Source organism: Cytophagaceae bacterium ABcell3 (genome assembly GCA_030913385.1).
Taxonomy (GTDB): domain Bacteria; phylum Bacteroidota; class Bacteroidia; order Cytophagales; family Cytophagaceae; genus ABcell3.
Map to the genome: position 1 here is coordinate 3591769 of CP133159.1, position 19188 is coordinate 3610956.

General features: G+C 39.0%; 18 protein-coding genes and 1 pseudogene. 13 read left to right on the forward strand and 6 right to left on the reverse strand.

Translation table 11 applies throughout. The annotated features are described in order from the left end of the window. The first annotated feature begins 8 nt into the window (after window positions 1-8). The 3 genes from RCC89_14490 (at window position 9) to RCC89_14500 (ending at window position 2649) form a co-directional block, all read left to right on the forward strand. Window positions 9-935, forward strand: a complete 927-nt coding sequence (locus RCC89_14490; GenBank protein WMJ74364.1) for a T9SS type A sorting domain-containing protein — start codon at window positions 9-11, stop codon at window positions 933-935. 162 nt (window positions 936-1097) lie between these two features. Further along, window positions 1098-2450, forward strand: coding sequence for a TolC family protein (locus tag RCC89_14495; protein ID WMJ74365.1), 1353 nt, complete (start codon window positions 1098-1100; stop codon window positions 2448-2450). 19 nt (window positions 2451-2469) lie between these two features. After that, window positions 2470-2649 (forward strand): hypothetical protein, encoded by a 180-nt coding sequence (locus RCC89_14500; GenBank protein WMJ74366.1) that lies wholly within the window; start codon window positions 2470-2472, stop codon window positions 2647-2649. 74 nt (window positions 2650-2723) lie between these two features. Here the strand turns inward: RCC89_14500 and RCC89_14505 are convergent, their stop codons facing one another. From RCC89_14505 to RCC89_14520, 4 genes are all read right to left on the reverse strand, one after another. Next, window positions 2724-3185 (reverse strand): hypothetical protein, encoded by a 462-nt coding sequence (locus RCC89_14505; GenBank protein ID WMJ74367.1) that lies wholly within the window; start codon window positions 3183-3185, stop codon window positions 2724-2726. 36 nt (window positions 3186-3221) lie between these two features. Then, complete coding sequence (locus RCC89_14510; GenBank protein ID WMJ74368.1) at window positions 3222-3557, reverse strand: hypothetical protein; 336 nt, start codon at window positions 3555-3557, stop codon at window positions 3222-3224. Window positions 3558-3756: 199 nt separating this feature from the next. Next, window positions 3757-4203, reverse strand: a complete 447-nt coding sequence (locus tag RCC89_14515) for a hypothetical protein (protein ID WMJ74369.1) — start codon at window positions 4201-4203, stop codon at window positions 3757-3759. After that, on the reverse strand, window positions 4184-4825 hold the full coding sequence (locus RCC89_14520; protein WMJ74370.1) for a hypothetical protein: 642 nt from the start codon (window positions 4823-4825) through the stop codon (window positions 4184-4186). Before RCC89_14520 ends, RCC89_14515 begins: the two co-directional genes overlap by 20 nt. A gap of 270 nt (window positions 4826-5095) precedes the next feature. On the opposite strand from RCC89_14520, the gene RCC89_14525 reads away from it, so the two are divergent. The 8 genes and pseudogenes from RCC89_14525 (at window position 5096) to RCC89_14560 (ending at window position 16382) form a co-directional block, all read left to right on the forward strand. Continuing rightward, a complete protein-coding gene (locus RCC89_14525) occupies window positions 5096-5680 on the forward strand; it encodes a DUF6338 family protein (GenBank protein WMJ74371.1) in 585 nt (194 codons plus the stop codon). A gap of 12 nt (window positions 5681-5692) precedes the next feature. After that, a complete protein-coding gene (locus RCC89_14530) occupies window positions 5693-5866 on the forward strand; it encodes a hypothetical protein (GenBank protein WMJ74372.1) in 174 nt (57 codons plus the stop codon). Between the two features lie 155 nt (window positions 5867-6021). Next, window positions 6022-8126: pseudogene (locus tag RCC89_14535) on the forward strand (N-6 DNA methylase). Further along, window positions 8123-9469, forward strand: a complete 1347-nt coding sequence (locus RCC89_14540; protein WMJ74373.1) for a restriction endonuclease subunit S — start codon at window positions 8123-8125, stop codon at window positions 9467-9469. Before RCC89_14535 ends, RCC89_14540 begins: the two are co-directional and overlap by 4 nt. 76 nt (window positions 9470-9545) lie before the next feature. Then, window positions 9546-10571 (forward strand): PDDEXK nuclease domain-containing protein, encoded by a 1026-nt coding sequence (locus tag RCC89_14545; protein ID WMJ74374.1) that lies wholly within the window; start codon window positions 9546-9548, stop codon window positions 10569-10571. Between the two features lie 3 nt (window positions 10572-10574). Continuing rightward, window positions 10575-13871, forward strand: a complete 3297-nt coding sequence (locus tag RCC89_14550) for a type I restriction endonuclease subunit R (GenBank protein WMJ74375.1) — start codon at window positions 10575-10577, stop codon at window positions 13869-13871. A 27-nt stretch (window positions 13872-13898) separates the two neighbouring features. Then, complete coding sequence (locus tag RCC89_14555; GenBank protein WMJ74376.1) at window positions 13899-15341, forward strand: P-loop NTPase fold protein; 1443 nt, start codon at window positions 13899-13901, stop codon at window positions 15339-15341. A 165-nt stretch (window positions 15342-15506) separates the two neighbouring features. Then, window positions 15507-16382, forward strand: a complete 876-nt coding sequence (locus RCC89_14560) for a hypothetical protein (GenBank protein ID WMJ74377.1) — start codon at window positions 15507-15509, stop codon at window positions 16380-16382. A 201-nt stretch (window positions 16383-16583) separates the two neighbouring features. Here RCC89_14560 and RCC89_14565 read toward each other — a convergent pair whose 3' ends face one another. Then, on the reverse strand, window positions 16584-16820 hold the full coding sequence (locus tag RCC89_14565; protein ID WMJ74378.1) for a hypothetical protein: 237 nt from the start codon (window positions 16818-16820) through the stop codon (window positions 16584-16586). Between the two features lie 70 nt (window positions 16821-16890). Beyond that, the gene (locus tag RCC89_14570) at window positions 16891-17025 is read right to left on the reverse strand and encodes a hypothetical protein (protein WMJ74379.1); all 135 of its coding nucleotides are present in this window, start codon (window positions 17023-17025) and stop codon (window positions 16891-16893) included. Between the two features lie 445 nt (window positions 17026-17470). Between RCC89_14570 and RCC89_14575 the strand changes: the two genes are divergently transcribed. Then, window positions 17471-18520 carry an XRE family transcriptional regulator gene (locus tag RCC89_14575; GenBank protein WMJ74380.1) on the forward strand — a complete coding sequence of 350 codons (1050 nt, stop codon included), beginning with the start codon at window positions 17471-17473 and terminating at the stop codon, window positions 18518-18520. A 30-nt stretch (window positions 18521-18550) separates the two neighbouring features. Beyond that, window positions 18551-19039, forward strand: coding sequence for a hypothetical protein (locus RCC89_14580; protein ID WMJ74381.1), 489 nt, complete (start codon window positions 18551-18553; stop codon window positions 19037-19039). Window positions 19040-19188 lie beyond the last annotated feature (149 nt).

Here is a 19188-nt window from a genome sequence, read left to right on the forward strand (position 1 = left end):
TTATCTATATGAAAAGAATACTACTGATACTCTCCATTATTTCCTGTCTGTGCAGCACTACCTTAGCACAAACAATAGACACATTAAGCAATCACAACTCAGATGCAACATTATATGCTCCACAATACCTTGAAGCAAACCGCTGGGGGTACTATTTTGGACATAACAGTCGTTACAGACAACAGTTTGCCGAGAAGTACTACATCAACGGAAAAGCAAACGTTACAGGTATAGTATCAAGACATGCCGGGGTATATACTAACGCTAAAAACATAGCCGAATATAGTGTTTTTGATGTTGCTGACTCTCGACTTCCTGGAAGGAAACTGACCGGAAGGCAGGTTTTTTACGAAAACATTGACCTTAGCGGCACACCTATGATCACCAATTTCAATAGTGCTGTTTCTGTTGCAGATTCTTTTTTTGTATCTTTTAATTTATACGACTACGCCCACGGAGGGTATGAAGGTGATACATTGGCTATACTTTGTTCTGAAGATGGCAGTAGGGCACCAGATGATCATTGGGGACGAAATGCTATCCAGTTTCATAATCATGCCATTACGGACTGGCGTGATATTTATACCCAAAACGCCACCCCGGTTTTAGTACATTTGGCTATCTATCCCATTGTGGAGTTTGACGTAACTTCTGCCAACGCTTACGTCGAAGACAGAGGGTTCAAGCTTTACGCCGGTTATCCCAACCCTATGACCGACAATACCTTTAACCTGAGCTTATCTGTACCGGAACCAGACCAGGTAAAAGTTTATTTTTACAATACAGAAGGCCAAATAGTTTACAGAACAGAACTACAGGGACTGCCAGAAGTCCAAAATTACCCAGTGCTATTGGATGAATTAACAGCAGGTGTCTATGTCTGCTTGGTTGAATATAAAACCACAGTACTTTCTCAAAGAATTGTAAAACAGTAAACCGGATACAAACTCTGAACCGGAATGTCTGATATTTTTTGCTTTAGTTTACTATATAAAAAGAAGATTTTTCCCCGGACAATCCGCCCAATGAGCGGTACCGGGCTTCTTTTGCTCTTATTGCTTTTGTTAACTTCTCAGGCAGCCACAGGTCAGAAAAAAATGACACTTGAGGAATGTATTTCATACGCCTTAACCCATAACCTAAACATTGAACTGGCCGCACTGGATATAGAACAAGCGGGAGAAGACCTCCACTTGTACAAAAGACAAAGATCGCCCATGCTTACCGGCAATATAGGCCAGGGTGTAAATTTTGGCCGTTCCATCGACCCTTTTACCAACCAGTTCATAGAACAGCGCATTTTTACCAATAATATGTCACTTTCCGGCTCGCTAGTACTATACGAAGGAAGACGCAGAACCAATCAGGTCAAGTCTGGCCGTATATCTTATAAAATAAGGGAAGAAGAAAAAAAACTAGCAGAAAGAACCCTGGTATTGGAGGTAATGGAAAACTATTTTTCAGCTTTACTTTACCGTGAACTTATAGAAACCTATAGGCACCAGAAGGAACAAAACATTAAAACCACCAAAATAAATGAGGCACTTCTGCAGTCTGGGTATATTTTGGCTGCCAGACTAAAAGAGCTTTATGCTACAGAAGCGGCAGATGAACTCAACATATCCCAGGCCGAGAACCAGCTTAACAGTGCTTTGCTCAACCTCAAACGCCTCCTTAACCTTCCGCAGGAAGAAATGCCAGAACTCGCTGACATACCAATTGATACTGAAAACTTGGTTTTGCTGGCAGAAACAAAGTTGATTGATGAAGCATTGACAACTCAGCCTGACTTAAAAGTCAGCAAACTCTTGAAAGAAAAGTCTGCGCTTAACCTCAAAATGGCCAGAGGAATGATGCTCCCCTCCCTGTCTTTAAATACTGTTGCTTTTACAGGTTACTCCAGTGCCAGGCGTCTATTCGCATACAATACGTTTTACCAGCAAGAAACTATAGGCTATTTATCAGGCGACCCTTCGCAAACCATTTCTGCCAATGTGCAGAGAAGAGAGCAGGTGCCCCTCCGGTACCCATTTCTGAGGCAGCTAAATGACAACTTCAGCCAAATGATAAGCCTGAACCTGACCATCCCGATCCTTCAGAACGGCATGAACCTATATGCGGTAAAATCAGCTAAAATTGAAGAAAAACGTGCCAGAGTAAATGCTGAACTCCAAGCGGCTAACCTAAAGACTATGTTGGAACAGCTATATGCAGAATGCAGAACATCTTATAAAAACCTGCAAAATGCAACTGAGCAGTACGAAGCCCTGAAAGAAGCCTTAAGGGTAGCAAGGGAAAAGCATGAAAATGGCTATGTCAGCTCTGCTGATTTTTACCAGGCCAATAACAACTTCAGAAATGTCACTTTTGAGCTGGTAAAAAGTAGGTATAGCCTGCTTTTCCAGTTAAAAACCCTAGAATATTATCAGTCAGGCAAATTGGGACTATGAACTGAATCTAGAAATTTTAATGTCTGAAGCAGAATTCGCAGAATTAGAGAATGAACAGAATTTTTTATTGTCAGAAGCAGAATTCGCAGGATTAGAGAATGAGCAGAATTGCTTATTGTCTGAAGCAGAATTCTCGGAATTAGGGAATGAACAGAATTTTTTTGGTAGAGAGAGCCGAAAGAATGCTTTTAAAGCCTAAAGGCACTGATAAGCTCCTCCTTTTTAATTCTGAAAATTCTAAAATTCCGGAAATCCTGATTCAGACGGATAATGTCACCGCTCCTCCGGCAAAAAAGACCTGAAATCTTTCTCATCCAGACCATAGTCTTTGCAGACAATGCCGCCTGATAGTGAATTATTGCTTAAGGTTGCTAAACCATCCATGATAAGAACTCCCAGCGCTTTTTCTCCACAAACCATGCTTTGATCTGCCCCAAAATACGCTTTTCTTTCTTCGTCCAACAGGTTTCCAACAATAATGATCACTTCTGCATCAGGTTCTTTGTAAGAATAGCTTTGAACGCTGCTGTCTTTTCTCAAAAAATAGCAAGGCGGATCAAGCTTCAGCTCTTCCGAAGAAAGTTGGCCGTTTTGCTCAGTAACTAGATAAGCTTTGTCATTTTTTGTTATCAGCTCGAAACGTATATCGTTGAACGTGCAGGTGTCTGTAACTGTAGCGTCGTTGACTACGCAAGCTGAGAGAGTGAGCAAGAAACATAGGGCTGTCTTCATCATGATTCATTTAAGCATAACTATACACCAATCGTAAATTTAAACCATTGGACTTAAAGAACGTTTCTTTATGCTAAAGATAATGCCTGCAAGCAACCCTAAAACCCCACCTAAATAACTAAAGTTGTGCATGGAACCAACAGAGACAAAGCTTTTATAGTCTATAAGGTTTTCAGGAAGCCACCAGTTCACTTCAGTTTCCGCCAGAAAAAAACTTCCATATGCCAAACCAGCAAGACCTGTTATAAAAGCCACTGCAATCACAACCAGGTATGCCTTCAGTGTGACTTTAACCATTTGCCCTGATTTCTTATGAACAAGACCAGTTAGCGCCAACACCAGACCAACAGGCAAGCCCATCCACCAGGTGGCCATAAAGCCAACTGCCGCAACAGCAACCCTTGGTTCAGGCAGAATGGCTTCATTGCCTATATCCCAAAGACCAAATTGATAAAACTTAAACTTTGTATAGTACTCCGGAGAGATGGTGTAGGTCAGCTGGTCATGCAGGATTCCATAGGTGCCTGCTATGAAAATAGCAGTAATTATCAGGAGGAGGATTTCAAAGGACGATTTACAAATTTAAATACTTTGCAATAAAGGCTGCTAATACAGCTGTAAGAACACCAACTGCGACTTTCATAAACAGTCCCTCTTGTTTACCAGCTTCTTTAGTAGTTCCAGTCTGACTATAATTACCGTAATTGTCCCCAACAACATGGACATTGGTTCCACTTATATGTTTTTCCCTCTTTTCTTGTTCTTCTTTATCTAGAAAATCTTCTATTCCATATCTGGCAGCTTTTCCACCTCTTAATGTCAGTGCTATGAAATAATTATCACTACCCCGGTATTCTATAAAACCTGATGATATTAAGGCATCTCGGAGAAAAATTATATCTGGTATCGAGTAACCTGCTTTTTCCATATATGCCGAATACTCATCGATATTAGCCCTTCCGTTTTTATCCAGAAGGAATGTTAAAAGTGTATCAGCTATTTTATACTGGGTTTCTATCATAGCTAGATAAGCATTTTTTTTTATAATTTTGATAACTGTCACTGTATTTTGCAAGGCTCCCATAGCGCTGAAAAGTTCTGTCAGCAAGTTTCCATGCTTCATTTTCCCGACGGTACACTTTGACTTCATCCTTTTGTTCTTCTTTGCTTATTTTCATCGGATCCAGGTGGTGGCCAAGTTCATGTAATAAGTCCCATAATAACCAAAGCTTTTCTTCTTTTCTTGCATCAAGACAAATGAAGCAATAGCCGTTTCCTCGCCTGTATTCAGAAGGCTTGCTGGTACAAAGCATTATGTCGCAGCCTTCTGAAAAAGTAATATATATAACAGAATCTATAATGTAGTTTAATTCTGGCATGTCAATACAACTTTTGACTTCATTTGAAATATTCTCTATATATTGATATGAAAACCTTTGATGTTTTGCAGGTTTTAAAGTATTGATTTTATTATGGTTGAAGTTAATTTCCTTCAGATACTTTTCTAATTTTTTGTATGCTTCAAGTTCATCATCTCTGCCAGGATTATTTAAGCCGGCGATTTCTTTTTTATTTCTAAAAACATGATAAAACAGCAGGTCATTTCGTCTCTCCAGACTTTGTATTTCGCATAACTTTCTCATAAGATAATTTTTAAATTTCATTAACAGAAAATGCTGTCCATTGGAAAACGAAAATTACTCCTTATCTGTTGATACATATCCGATAAAACATTCCATCAAAAATATTTTAAGGCAAAACTTCTCCTTTTTTCTCTTAAATTCGTATTCTTATTTTTGGGGGAATAAATAGTGAGAACACAAGTAACTTAAAAAAATATATTTTTTCTTGCACGAAGTGATGTGCCACTATTGCATGTTTCTGTTTCCTAAAAAAATACTATTATAATTAATATGGATATTTTTGAATTTGATAAATTAGCCCTCTTTTTATTATTTTTTATACCAGGGTTCATATCAATGAAGGTATATCATTTATTAATTGCATCAGACAAAGTTAACTTTTCTGAGTCTTTGGGGGAAGCAATGGCATTTAGTGCAATAAATTATGCATCTTTATTCTGGCTTATTCTCTTGATGTATAAAAAAAACCTTTATGAGAATAGTTTTTTTTGGTTTGTTATCTTATGGTCGTTTATTATTCTTATTGCACCTATTTTATGGACAATTTTTTATGTGTGGCTAACAAGATCTAGTTTTTTTAAAAAACGTATTATAAGCCCCTTTAAGAGTCCATGGGATTACTTTTTTGAAAAAAGAGAAAGTTGCTGGATATTAGTCCATTTAAAAAATGGTGAAAGAATTGGAGGAATTTATAGTAGCAATTCATTTGCGTCAGCATACCCACATGTCAAAGAAATATATTTAGAACAAGTTTGGGAGGTAGATTGTGACGGCAAATTCATAAAACAAAAAACTAGGAGCAAAGGCATTATAATATGTGGAAATGAAATATCATCATTTGAATTTTTCAACTAAAACTATATAAATATGAGCAAGTACAGGAACGAAAAGAATTATCCTAATCATGAAAAGTCTAAAGAAGACCTAATTAAAGGACAGGTTAATGAAAAGCTGTATAGTGAGAAGCCATTACAGGAAGGCTATCAACCCAAAGATAAGCTTGACACTTCCAATCCTCCGGGTTCTGACAAAGATAAATAATAATAAAGTTCATTTAGTCCTTTAGAAAAACCTATAGGACTAAATGACTCTATAGTTTCATTAGAAACAGCAATTACTTTTAATCCTTCCCATTAATTCCCCATTTTTCTTCTTAAATTCGTACCTACACTTTCAGGATCCGCTTAAGAAATACCATGACCAACGAACAACTCAAAAAACTGGAAAACGACTTGTGGGCATCTGCCAATGCCTTAAGGGCTTATGGGGGCATCAAGGCTTCTGACTATGCCGTGCCTGTGCTGGGGCTTATTTTCCTGCGTTTTGCTGACAATAAATACAGACAGTTTGAACCTGAAATCCTGAAGGAGTACGAAGCGGACAAAGGGACGCGTATGGAAAGGCCGGTGGAGTCGGTGGCACTGGAAAAGTGTGGATTTTACCTGCCTGACTATGCACGCTATGACAAGCTGCTCGCGCTGCCGGATGACCAGAGTATGGCCAAAGCGCTTCGCAAAGCTATGGAGGGTATAGAGGAATACCAGGACGAGAAATTTAAGGATGTACTGCCCAAAGAGGCATATTTTGACATAGAAAAGCGGAAGGCCGATATTCTTCCTCAGTTACTGAAAACCTTTTCAGATATTCCGGCAGATGCCTCCGGTGATGTGTTTGGAAAAATATATGAATACTTCCTTGGCGAATTTGCCATGAGCGAAGGACAGAAAGGTGGGGAGTTCTTCACCCCTACTTCAGTGGTGCGGTTTATCGTGGAAGTCATAGAACCTTATTCCGGAAAAATCTATGACCCGGCCTGTGGTTCGGGTGGTATGTTTGTACAAAGTGCCAAGTTTATACAGGAGGCCAGCCATGACCTGAACGATATATATGTATGCGGACAGGAGTTTATGGGAGAAACGGCCCGTCTTGCTAAAATGAACCTCCTGGTAAACAACATTCGCGGAGAGATAAGGGAAGTGAACTCTTATGAGGCAGACCCTTATGAGAGCCTCGGACAGTTTGACTATGTCATGGCCAATCCGCCCTTCAATGTTAAGTCTGTGAAGGAAAGCACAGTAAAGAATGACGAGCGCTTTTACAGGTACGGACTTCCGAAAAGCAAGGGCAAGAAAACCGACGACAGCATTACCGATGCCAATTACCTGTGGGTTTCGCTGTTTGCCACTTCGCTGAACGAAAAAGGGCGGGCAGGTTTTGTTATGCCAAATTCCGCTTCCGATGCCGGAAATTCTGAATATGAATCCGTAAAAAGATTGTGGACAGCGGCATTGTGGACTGTATGGTATCTATGCCCTCCAACATGTTCTTTACCGTAACCCTGCCTGCCACCCTCTGGTTTTTTGACAAGCAGAAAGCCCATACGGAGCGCAAGGACAAGATACTGTTTATTGATGCGCGGAACATTTACCACCAGATAGACCGCGCACACCGCGAGTGGAAGGAAGAACATATCCAGAACATGACAGCCATTGTGCGCTTGTACCGTGGCGAAAACCACCGTTACCTGGAACTGGTGAGCCATTACATAAACAAGGCTAATGAAGCCATTAAGGAAGTTCCTTCAGCTTTCAGTGCTTTTCAGGAAAAGCTGAATACCAGCCTTGAAAACCTCAGAAAATACGCCTCAGACAGCAAAGAGAAGCGTAAAGCCGAAGACCAGAAAAAACTGGAAAAAAGCGGACTATTGCAAAAACTTGCCAGTCTGGTGCTGACAGAATGTTCCCTGCAGGAAATTAAGGCGGATAAAGAACTTCCGGCAGAGAACACGGCGCAACTGGCCTATGCTGAAAAGCTGAAGGCCTACACCAATGCCCTGAAACAACTGGATGAAATTCTGAAAGCCAACAAAGATGTCGTTTCTGAAATCTGGACTGAGGCAGACAAACTTTTGAAAGTTAAGAACGACAAAAACTGGACGGATCTGGAACTGAATGCTCTGGCCAAAGCTCTGGACGAACTACAGCAAAACTGGAAAACCGCCAAAGAACAGGTAAGCTACTGGCATGACAATTTGCACTGGCTGCAAAGCCGTTTCCCGGATGCAGAATATACCGATGTTACCGGACTGTGTAAAGTAGCGGATAAGACTGAATATGCAGATGAGCAGGATTACTCTTTAAATGCAGGAAGGTATGTTGGGGTCGTAATAGAAGATGATGATTTAACAGAGGCTGATTTTAAACAGCTTCTTTCAGATAAACTTTCTTTACTTAATAAATTGTCTGAAAAGTCAGTACAGTTAGAATCTTCTATTCAGCAGAATGTTAAAGCTCTATTATGATGTTTAACAAAATCAAATTAGGTGAATTACTAAACCAAAAGAAGGCTCACTCTCAAACCGGTCCTTTTGGAACTCAATTGAAAGCTTCTAATTATGTACACTCGGGAATACCAGTAATAAATGTTAAAAATATTGGTTTTGGGGATATTCGTTCAGAAGGTCTGGAATTTGTTACAGAAGAATTTTCAAATGTACTTAAACAGCACCAGCTTAAAGAAAATGATATAGTTTTTGGTAGAAAAGGAGCTGTTGAAAGACATGCTCTTATTAGCAAAAATGAGGCAGGTTGGGTACAGGGTTCTGACTGTATAAGGCTTAGGTTGCTAACTAAGGATTATGACCCTAAGTTTCTTTCCTATTTTTTTAGAACCGAATACCACAAGCAGTGGATGATAAATCTTGGTTCTTTTGGAGCTACTATGGGCTCTTTAAATCAAGAGATTATTTCTAAAATAGAAATTCCCGATATTCCCCTCCCCATCCAAGCCAAAATCGCCTCTATCCTTTCCGCTTATGACGAGCTGATAGAAAACAACAAGCAGCGCATAAAACTGCTGGAAGAAATGGCGGAGGAAATATACAAGGAATGGTTTGTGCGGATGCGCTTCCCCGGCTATGAATCCACCAAATTTTATAATGAAGAAGGCAAAGAAGTACCTCATGGAACAAAAGATGCTTTGCCGGAGGGTTGGGAATACATTAAAGTTAGAGATGCTTTTAGTATTCAAGGAGGAGGAACACCTAAGACCGAAATAAACGAGTATTGGGAAGAAGGGAAAATTAACTGGTTTTCTCCAACTGATATTACAGGCTCCGATAGCATTTTTCTGGAAAAATCAGCCAAACAGATATCACAATTAGGCTTAGCCAAATCTTCTGCAAAAATTTTCCCAAAAAAGTCAGTTATGATGACTAGTAGAGCAACAATAGGAGCAGTAGGAATTAATATAACTGAAGCCTGCACTAATCAAGGCTTTATAACATGTATACCTAACTCTAATTTTTCATATCCTTATATTTACGAATGGATAAAAAGCAATAAAATACTGATGGAGAATTATTCGTGCGGAGCAACGTTTAAAGAAATTTCCAGAGGTGTTTTTAAAAATCTAAACATCTTAAAGCCAAGTACTCCTATAATGAAAAAATTTACAGAAGTGATGGTTTGTTTATTTGATGAATTACATATTCTTGGAGCAAAAAACGAACTCCTCCAACAAACCCGCGACTTGTTACTCCCAAGGCTCATCAGTGGAAAGCTAAGTGTGGAGCACCTGATAAAAGAGGAGGAAGAAAAACTATCTATGGCCGCTGAACCAGTTTCCGGATATGGTGAGAAGTAAAAACAATGGTACTTTTTTTATGATTCTATGCATTTTTAATTGCAAAATTTTTCAAAGTATCGTACTTTATTTTTAAATGAAAGATATTGAGCAACATAGTAAAACTTTTGTCAGCGGCATACGCCGGATTATAGAAAAAGCACGTCAGAAAGCGGCGGTTTATGTCAATGCTGAGACTACTTTCCTTTATTGGGAAATAGGAACCTACATCAATCAGGAAATCCTGGCAGGAGAAAGGGCTGAATATGGTCAAAAGATTCTTGCGACAGTGTCGCAACAATTGCAACAGCATGTGGGCAAAGGATTTACCTACACTTCCCTGACCAGAATGAGCAAGGTAGCCTATAAGTTCACAAGAGAAAATATTGCGACAGTGTCGCAACAATTAAGCTGGAGCCACCTCATAGAACTATCTGGAATAGAAGATGAACTGAAGCGAAGCTTTTTTATCCAGCTATGCGCTTATGAGAAGTGGAGCGTAAGGCAACTGAGGGACAAAATAGATTCCATGCTTTTTGAACGTACAGCCATCGCTGCCCGGCCGGAAGAGAAAATAAAACAAGAGCTCCAAAAGCTGAATTCCAATACAGAGGTTGACCCGGACCTTATTTTTAAAAACACCTACATATTAAATTTTCTGAACCTTCCGCACCAGTATTCTGAAAAGGATTTGGAAAATGCCTTGGTCGCCAATTTGGAAGCATTCATTCTTGAATTAGGCAATGGTTTTGCCTTTATCGAACGTCAGAAACGTATCAGCATTGACACCATTGATTACCACCTGGACCTGCTTTTTTACCACAGAAAGTTAAGGCGGCTTATAGCCATTGATTTAAAACTGGGTAAATTTAAACCGGAACATAAAGCACAGATGGAGCTTTACCTTCGCTGGCTGCAAAAACATGAAATGCAGCCCGGGGAGGAAAAACCCATAGGCTTGTTGCTTTGCAGCGAAGGTAATACGGAGCATATTGAGCTGTTAATGCTTGATGAAAAAGATATAAAAGTGGCGCAGTACCTGACAGAACTTCCCAGTAAGGAATGGTTCGCCGAAAAGCTGCATAAAGCCATTGAAATTGCCAAAATGAAGACAGAACAATAAGCTATGGCCTACCTGAATGAATCAGATATAGAAGAAGCCGACATCAGATTTTTTGTAGAACAGTTAGGCTATACCCATATCAATGCCTGGGAAAAACAACTTATCGGCAGAAGCAGCCTCAAGGAAGTTGTACTAAAAGACAGGTTAAAAAGCAGCCTTCAGAAACTGAACACGCACCTGCCGGAAGAAACCATTGATTATGCCATCAGTGAAATTACCAAAAGCAGGGCCACGCTCACCCCTGTCATAGCCAACCAGGAGGTGTATGATTTGCTGAAAAAAGGTGTTCCGGTAAAATACAAAGATGCCCATGGACGTGAAGAAGATGATTATGTGCAGGTAATTGATTTCAGCCCTGAAAACCGGAACGAGTTTCTGGTCGTTTCCCAGCTCAGCATAGAATATCAGCAAGCAGAAAACATCACCCGCAGACCAGACCTGCTTCTTTATGTCAACGGCCTGCCGCTGGTCATGATAGAGCTGAAAAATGCCACCGAAAAAGTCAGGGTTGGCTATGACAAAAACCTGAGAGTTTACAAACAGGATATCCCGCAACTGTTCTGGTACAATTTGTTTGTCTGCATATCCAACGGCATAGAAACAAAAGTGGGAAGCTTCAACGCACCCTGGGGACACTTTTTCAACTGGCTGAAACTTAAAGATACCGCTGTTTCTCATGAACAGCCCACCAAGGATGAGATAGAAGAAGAAAGCCGGAAAACAGGAAAACGCCTTAGTCTGAAGCTCTTTGGAGAAGGGCTTTGCAACAAGGACAACCTTATTGATTATTTTGAAAACTTTGTCCTTTACTCTAACAAAAAGGTAAAAATCATTGCTAAAAACCATCAGTATCTGGGGGTAAACAATGCCATAACCTCCCTTCAGAACATAGATAAGAACAAAGGGAAACTCGGGGTTTTCTGGCATACGCAAGGTTCAGGAAAGTCCTATTCCATGATTTTCTTTGCCCGCAAAATCCGCCGTAAAGTTACCGGAAACTGGTCATTTCTGATACTCACCGACCGCCGCGACCTGGACAGCCAGATTTACAAAAATTTTCTCCAGACCGAAACCATTGCGGAAACCTCAGACCAGAAGGAAAACTACTTCAGGCCATCCGGACGGGAGCAACTGAAAGAATACCTTCAGTCTAACCGTACATTTGTATTTACACTCATTCACAAGTTTGGCATTCCAAGTGGTAAAACATTTCCCAAACTTACCGACCGCAAAGACTGGATAGTCATTGTAGATGAAGCACACAGAACCCAGTATAAAGGCCTTGCCGAAAACATGCGTATCGGTTTGCCCAATGCACAGTATATTGCCTTTACGGGTACTCCCCTGCTGCGGAGCGAACTTACCAAAGACTGGTTTGGGCCTTATGTTTCCGAATATAATTTTGCACAAAGCATAGAAGATGGAGCCACCGTACCGCTGTACTATAAAAAGAGCGTCCCTCGTGTGGAACAGATAAATCCTGACCTGGTAGGCGATGCAGCAGACATACTCGAAGAAGAGGATTTATCCGAGGAGCAAAGAACAAAGCTTGACAAAGAGTACTCCACCCTGATGACCATCGTAAGGCGCGACGACCGTCTGGAAGAAATCGCCAGACACATCGTGCAGCACTTCCCCTACCGTCTGGACGTGAGAGATGATGAAGGTAACCGAAAGCCAATGAAAGCTATGGTTATCAGCATAGACAAATTTACGGCGGTGAGAATGTATGAAAAGGTTCAGTACCACCTGAAGGAAGAAATTAAAAACCTGCGCTCTAAACTCCTTACAGAGAAAGACCCCGAAATAAAAGACCGGTATAAACGTGCCATAGATTTCATGCTGGAGACCAGAATGGCCGTAGTCATCAGTCAGGAAGGCAGTGATAAAGATGAAGAAAAAACTTTCAGCGATGCAGGCTTAAACATCCGTCCACACAGGGAGCTCATGAATACACCGGATGAAGATGGCCGTGATATTGAAGATTATTTCAAAGACCCCAATAACACCTACCGTATTGTTTTTGTGACCGCCATGTGGATGACGGGCTTTGATGCCCCATCGGTCTCCACATTATACCTTGATAAGCCTTTGCAGAACCACACCCTCATGCAGACCATTGCACGGGCAAACAGGGTATTGCAAGGCAAAAAGAATGGTCTGGTGGTGGATTACTTCGGCGTTTTCAGAAATCTTCGAAAAGCCCTTTCTGTATATGCCGAAGGCTCCAAAGGCAAAAAGGATGAAAAAGAAGGAGAAGAAGAATTTCCGGTAAAGGAATTTGAAGAGCTGTTGCTTTTACTGGAACAGGCCATAAAAGAAGCAAAAGCTTATTGTAAAGACCTCGGGGCAGACATTGACGAGATTCTCAACCTTGGCGACATGGGCTTTAAAGATGTGGAGCGCTTTCAGGAATACGCCAACATCATCCTTGAAAAAGATGAATATAAAAAGCAGCTCGGGCTGTACGTAAACACCATCACCTCACTGTATGACTCTGCCAAACCTGAAATTTACGACCACCCGGAGATAAAAAGAAACAGGGATGTTTTGCAATACCTGCGAAATGTGGTAGACCGGAACACAGACCAGGACGAGGCCATAGAACGAGCCAAAAAGAAAATAGAAGTTCTTCTTGATACCAGTATTCAGGGTAAAAAAGACCTTGAAGATGCTGGCGATGAAAAGTACGTCATAGATGCTTCAAAACAAATAGATCTGAGCAAACTGGACTTTGAGCGCTTAAGGGCTGAATTCCCTGAAAAGAAACACAAAAACATTCAGTTTGCCGACCTTCGGGAACTTCTGGAGAAAAAACTCACCCAGATGATGGCACAAAACAAAACCAGAGGAGGTTTTTTAGCCAATTTCCAGAAGGTTATAGATGATTATAATTCAGGCAGCCTTGCCTTAGAAGATGCTTATGAAGCACTGGTAAAGCAAACCGAAGCCCTGAGCAAAGAGGAAAAACGTGCCGCCGAGAATGACATGTCCGAAGCAGAACTGGAGTTGTTTGATTTGCTCAAAAAAGACAAGCTTACAAAAGGGGAAGAGAAAAGTGTAAGACTGGCCGCCAAAACACTCCTTCAGAAACTCTTTGACGCTAAAAACAAAATCCTGATTCAGGAATGGCACAAAGAAAAAGCCACACAGGAAAAAGTAAGAAGAGAAATACAAAAAGTCCTTGGTCAGCATTTACCTGAGCCCACTTATGACAGAATGGTATTTTCAGAAAAGGTTGGGGTTGCTTTCCAGCACTTCTATGAACTGGCTCAGATGGGAAGAGGGATAGCGGCGTAGAATGACTATTCTAAGAAAATATAAAGCATGGAGGAGAACAAGAACACCAAATTTGAAATACCCATAGAAGGGTTAATTGAAGGTTTCCAGGCACATCTGAATCTGGAAAATAACAAAAGGATTATATTCTCCGGCCCCTTTGGGACGGGTAAAACGTACTTTTTGAAAAAGTTTTTCGAAAAAGAAGAACGCTCTACATTTCACCTTTACCCTGTAAACTACTCTGTAAGCAGAAATGAAGATATTTTTGAACTGATAAAATACGATTTGTTATACCAGCTTCTGGATGATAAACGTGAAATTGATTTTGAAAAGGTTGATTATACATTATCAGAAAGGACTTATCTGACACTGAATAATCCATCTAATGACACCATCGTTTCAGGATTTCTTAAATATGTACCTAAGATAGGTAAAGTGGTTAGCGAGGTATATGATAACGTCCCAAAACTTGTTGATCAGATAGCTCCTAAAGAGTTAAAAAATGAAAAGAAAAAAGCAGAAGAAGTAGTAAGAAAAACAGAAAACACTACAGGTTCAGCTTATGAATTTGATGATATCTCCGGGTTAATATACAAGTTGATTTTACAAGTCAAAGAAAAGCACGGAAAGGCAACTTTAATTATAGATGACCTCGACCGTATCGACCCCGAGCATATCTTCAGGCTCCTGAATGTCTTTGCAGCTCACTTTGATATTGATGAAGAAGAAAATAAGTTTGGTTTTGACCAGGTAATTTTTGTTTGTGACATAGAAAACATACGAAACATTTTTTCAGCAAAATATGGACAAGATACTGATTTTAGTGGGTACATTGATAAATTCTTTTCCAGAGAGGTTTATGTTTTTGATAATTCTAAAATTATTGAAAATTTAGTAGAAGAGTTAATAAGAAAATACAAGTATTCAGATACGATTAACGATGTTTATGTTTTTGATAAAGAACATATTATTGCAACAAAAGTTTTAAATAATGTACTTAAGATTTTAAGTAAAAAAAATGCAATAAATTTACGCTCATTACTCAAGTTTAGCACTTTCACTTATAGTTATAACCCTTATGAACAAGTTAGCTTTGGTTCCAGAAAATTTTATATGCACCAAATACATTTTGTAAATATATTTACAATTTTGACTTCAATGTTTGGGACTTATGCTGGCCTAGACAAGGCTTTCTCTAAAGTGCAAAATATGCATTGGGAGGTTGATAATGACAAAATCATAGGTTCCTTAATAATGATTATAGATTGGAAACATCATCAATTCAACATATCCAGTAACATTTGCATATTTAGATACAACAATAAATATTATGAGTATCAAGTGTATGAGGAGCGAGATTTCTACTATGGCAGACTTTTTAGAAGCAAAAAAGATGACGAAAGCGATAGCCTAGTTTTCCCTGATGGTTTTATGGAGCTCTTTAGAATGGCCGCTATAGAACTAAAAAATTTGAACATAATCAAATAAGGGTATTCAAACTCCTTGCTCTTACTTGCGAAGGATTTTGGCCTATTTATAAACAGCTATATGCTATCTCCGATTTAATAACCTAAATCGTCTTCCGATCAACGATATTGAAGAATATGAAAAGAATCTGTTATATTGGCCTGTTGATAAACAGAGACAAAGAAAATGAACAAACAACTTGATATCCTGAAGCTGCAACTTGAAGATTTTTTTGAAAGGTCAAAAAGTGAAACAGTTTCAGTTACAGAAAGAAACACAAGGAGTTCTTATGATATAAACAAAAGCATCTATGAACTTGAAATGCATATTCTGAAACTGAAAAAGCAGTACCGGGTAAACAGAAGCCTGAACTCTTCCATCGAATCTCCTGAAATATCTAAAAGCTTTAATCAGAATCAGGTTGAATTTTTTCGCTCTCATGACTACCTGTTAAGTTTTTTGGTTTATCTGTGCCAGTCAAGTGAAGATGATGCGGAGCAGTTAAGAAACATTCTTTTCAAATATACCGAATCTATTTCCAGCCGTCTTACATACAAAGATTTAATTGTTACAGCAACCGGTGCCACAAGATGCTTCACCAATCAACGCTTTGCATTAAAAGAGTTAAGAGAATTAGGGCTGGTTTTCAAAAAAGATAAAGAAAATAATAAAAGAACCATCCTCCCAACACCGGTGGGAATGCTCATTGTTGCTTATCATTTAAAAGATTTGAATGAAAGCGCTGGTAATTTTTTGAACGAAATGAGAAATGGGGCAGCATATTTTGACAATAGTCTTTATAACACACTTGATAAATTAAAACGCAATCCTGAATCATTTTTAAAGAATGTTCAAAATAAATTTCCATGCACAAATTTTGAAATAAATATTGAAGAAATTTTATCAGATTATAGCGAATATATCTTGAAATATATCACTGTAATAGATACAGGACTTAAAATTGAAGAAGGGTTTGAAGAAGCTTCTCAGAAATACTATGATGTTTTAAAGCAAAATTATGACCTATCATACAAATTAAAACTGGATTTGTGGCAAGGGTGAAAATAGTGTAAAACCACTAACTAACTTTGATTATTCAAAGATTAATTTAACCGCTACATAGCACTTAAAACATGTAAAAATGATAAGGCCAATAATTTCAATAGTACCATTTATACTATTTTTCTTATGTAAATAGATTTCAAGAATTTAATTAAGCTTTTAAAATTGTAATTTTTTATCATAGGGTTTGGTTAGGTGAATTTAAACAAAATAAGAAGGCCTTTCATAACGAGGCTTATTAATTGATACATATGAGCACAATCCCTTCTGTTCTAAAGCCATTTTCTTCATTTTTTCTACAGCGTGTCTTCCGGCACTTTTATATGTATAAGTATACTCTTTAAAATTCCGGAATCGGAGAACAATAAAATCATCCCCTATACAATAAGCCGTTACACCGGATTTTTTTCCACTTCTGCTTGAGTATGGTGTCATCATAATGTTTTCCGTTTTATATTTTAATTATCACAAATAATAATAATCAGGGAGCAAAAGCTCCCTGATTATGCTACCTTCCAAATGCTTTAGCCAAAAGATATACTGCAAGAGCAAAGCCAACAAGCACAGCTATTGGGCCTGCTGTTCTAACACATACATCTTTATAGCAAGCGGCAACTTCATTTTTATGTAAATCTATCTTCATAAAAAACTTTTTTGTTCAACATCGGAAGTTCCGCCGAATCCGTAGTTCTGAAAATTATGTTATATTTGAGTGCGAATCAGAATAACATCACCGGATCGCCTTCGGATCACCCGGACATTTACAACAAGGCATGTTCAAAATATTTGGACATGCCTTTTAGTTTGGCGTAGACCTGTAGTGAGTCGGAACCTTTACGGTTTTACCTCCCACTTTTTTAGTATGTGCAGGCACATACACTTTCTTTTTACCTTCGGAAGTTTTTCCCATTTTAGCAAAAGCATTATTGTTCCTGGTTCGTCCAGTACCGGAAATACTTACGGGTGTATCTCAACCAATAATGACATAAATATACTATCAAAAACTTGTCAAGACAAATTTAATATGTAAATTTGTCAACAAACTATTCACATTTTCGTTATAAAAAGAAGCAATCTTCGGTAAGAAAATGAAAACCTACGGTCAACGTCTTAAGTCAGCACGAATAATGAATGGATTATCCCTTCAGAATCTGTCAGATAAGCTAAAAAACAGCGTGAGCAAGCAAGCTTTATCTAAATATGAAAAAGATGTAATGAAGCCTTCAGGTGAGCTTTTTCTGGAGATATGCAATATACTGAATGTTCGTCCTGATTATTTTACCAGAGAAATATCTGTAGAACTGGAAAACATAGAATTCAGAAAATATCAGCGAACCCATGAGAAGCAAATAGATGCTGTTAAGGAGAAAACCAAAGACTACCTTGAAAGGTATCTTGAACTAGAGACCTTGTCTGGCGTAACTTGTAATTTTGTCAACCCTGTCAAAGTTTCATCAATCAACTCTAAAGAAGATGCGGAAGAGGCCGCTGAACAATTGCGCATAGCGTGGAACTTTGGGGAGAACCCAATTCCCAACGTAATTGAAATGCTGGAAGATAATTGCATCAAAGTTTATGAAACTGCCGCACCGGATGAATTTGATGGCTTATCAGGGTTTGTAAAAGAGAATACCCCACTAGTCGTATTAAACACCTACAACAGGGATGTGAAGCCCGACAGAAAGCGATTTACCGCACTTCACGAGCTTGCGCATTTGGTATTAAACATTCCTGCCAATACCGAACACAAAACCAAAGAGAAGCTTTGCCATGCATTTGCAGGGGCAGTATTGTTTCCTAAAAAAGCTTTTATGAGAGAGTTTGGCAGCCACCGCTCCGGCATTAACTACAAGGAGCTTCTCATTCTGAAAGAAAAATGGGGCATGTCTGTTCAGGGCATGGTAGTCAGAGCACGGGACTTAGGCTTAATTACTTCCCACACCTATCAAAAATTCTGGAAGGATTATGCACATTACAAGAAAAATGAACCTGATGTGTTTAAAGGTGAAGAAAAAAGCAAAAGATTTGAGCAGTTACTGTTGAGGGCTGTTGCAGAAGAAAAGATGACACTGACCAAAGCTGCTGTGCTAAACAACATGAAACTGGCGGAATTTCGTGATTTTTTAGAAAAAATATAATAAGTTTAGCCTGACAACCAGCAATGAATAATGAAGTTAGCCGTTACAGACGCTAATATTTTTATAGATTTAATCAGGATCGACTGCTTACACTACCTTTTTGAATTAAAGATCGAGCTTCATACAACCACTGAGGTTTTAAATGAACTACATTCTTACCAGGAAGAGGAAGTAAGAAAATATCACGCAAAAGAACTGCTAATTATAGCTCATGGCGCGGCCTTAGAAAAATCACTTTCCCGAAACATCAGCAAAAAACTGGCAGAAGCAGATAAGTCCGTTATTTATTATGCCAAGCATCTTGGTGCGGGGATTTTAACCGGTGATTACAACTTAAAGAAGTTCATAGAAAAAGAAATTGAAGTACATGGCATTTTATGGGTGGTTGACCAATTTGTAGAGCAAAAACTTATCTCAGAAAATCATGCTCATTTATCCCTTTCCTCACTGATGAAGTTAAACAAAAGACTCCCAAAGAAAGAGTGTGAGAAACTATTAAAGAAGTGGAAAGTTCCGTAACAAATCTCCTTTCAATCCAGCGAGCAGTCACAGAAGCAGGATTCTCAGGATTAGGGAATGAACAGAATTGTTTATTGTCTGAAGCAGAATGCTCGGAATTAAAGAATGAGCAGAATTGCTTATTGTCAGAATCAGAATTCTCAGGATTA

Bases quoted from the DNA above. Each gene is read 5' to 3' on its own strand.
- RCC89_14530 (WMJ74372.1), top strand. From the start codon at position 5,693: ATGAGCAAGTACAGGAACGAAAAGAATTATCCTAATCATGAAAAGTCT.
- RCC89_14515 (WMJ74369.1), bottom strand. From the start codon at position 4,203: ATGATAGAAACCCAGTATAAAATAGCTGATACACTTTTAACATTCCTT.
- RCC89_14490 (WMJ74364.1), top strand. From the start codon at position 9: ATGAAAAGAATACTACTGATACTCTCCATTATTTCCTGTCTGTGCAGC.
- RCC89_14500 (WMJ74366.1), top strand. From the start codon at position 2,470: ATGTCTGAAGCAGAATTCGCAGAATTAGAGAATGAACAGAATTTTTTA.
- RCC89_14520 (WMJ74370.1), bottom strand. From the start codon at position 4,825: ATGAGAAAGTTATGCGAAATACAAAGTCTGGAGAGACGAAATGACCTG.
- RCC89_14550 (WMJ74375.1), top strand. From the start codon at position 10,575: ATGGCCTACCTGAATGAATCAGATATAGAAGAAGCCGACATCAGATTT.
- RCC89_14540 (WMJ74373.1), top strand. From the start codon at position 8,123: ATGATGTTTAACAAAATCAAATTAGGTGAATTACTAAACCAAAAGAAG.
- RCC89_14560 (WMJ74377.1), top strand. From the start codon at position 15,507: ATGAACAAACAACTTGATATCCTGAAGCTGCAACTTGAAGATTTTTTT.
- RCC89_14565 (WMJ74378.1), bottom strand. From the start codon at position 16,820: ATGATGACACCATACTCAAGCAGAAGTGGAAAAAAATCCGGTGTAACG.
- RCC89_14505 (WMJ74367.1), bottom strand. From the start codon at position 3,185: ATGATGAAGACAGCCCTATGTTTCTTGCTCACTCTCTCAGCTTGCGTA.
- RCC89_14555 (WMJ74376.1), top strand. From the start codon at position 13,899: ATGGAGGAGAACAAGAACACCAAATTTGAAATACCCATAGAAGGGTTA.
- RCC89_14570 (WMJ74379.1), bottom strand. From the start codon at position 17,025: ATGAAGATAGATTTACATAAAAATGAAGTTGCCGCTTGCTATAAAGAT.
- RCC89_14580 (WMJ74381.1), top strand. From the start codon at position 18,551: ATGAAGTTAGCCGTTACAGACGCTAATATTTTTATAGATTTAATCAGG.
- RCC89_14510 (WMJ74368.1), bottom strand. From the start codon at position 3,557: ATGGCCACCTGGTGGATGGGCTTGCCTGTTGGTCTGGTGTTGGCGCTA.
- RCC89_14545 (WMJ74374.1), top strand. From the start codon at position 9,546: ATGAAAGATATTGAGCAACATAGTAAAACTTTTGTCAGCGGCATACGC.
- RCC89_14495 (WMJ74365.1), top strand. From the start codon at position 1,098: ATGACACTTGAGGAATGTATTTCATACGCCTTAACCCATAACCTAAAC.
- RCC89_14575 (WMJ74380.1), top strand. From the start codon at position 17,471: ATGAAAACCTACGGTCAACGTCTTAAGTCAGCACGAATAATGAATGGA.
- RCC89_14525 (WMJ74371.1), top strand. From the start codon at position 5,096: ATGGATATTTTTGAATTTGATAAATTAGCCCTCTTTTTATTATTTTTT.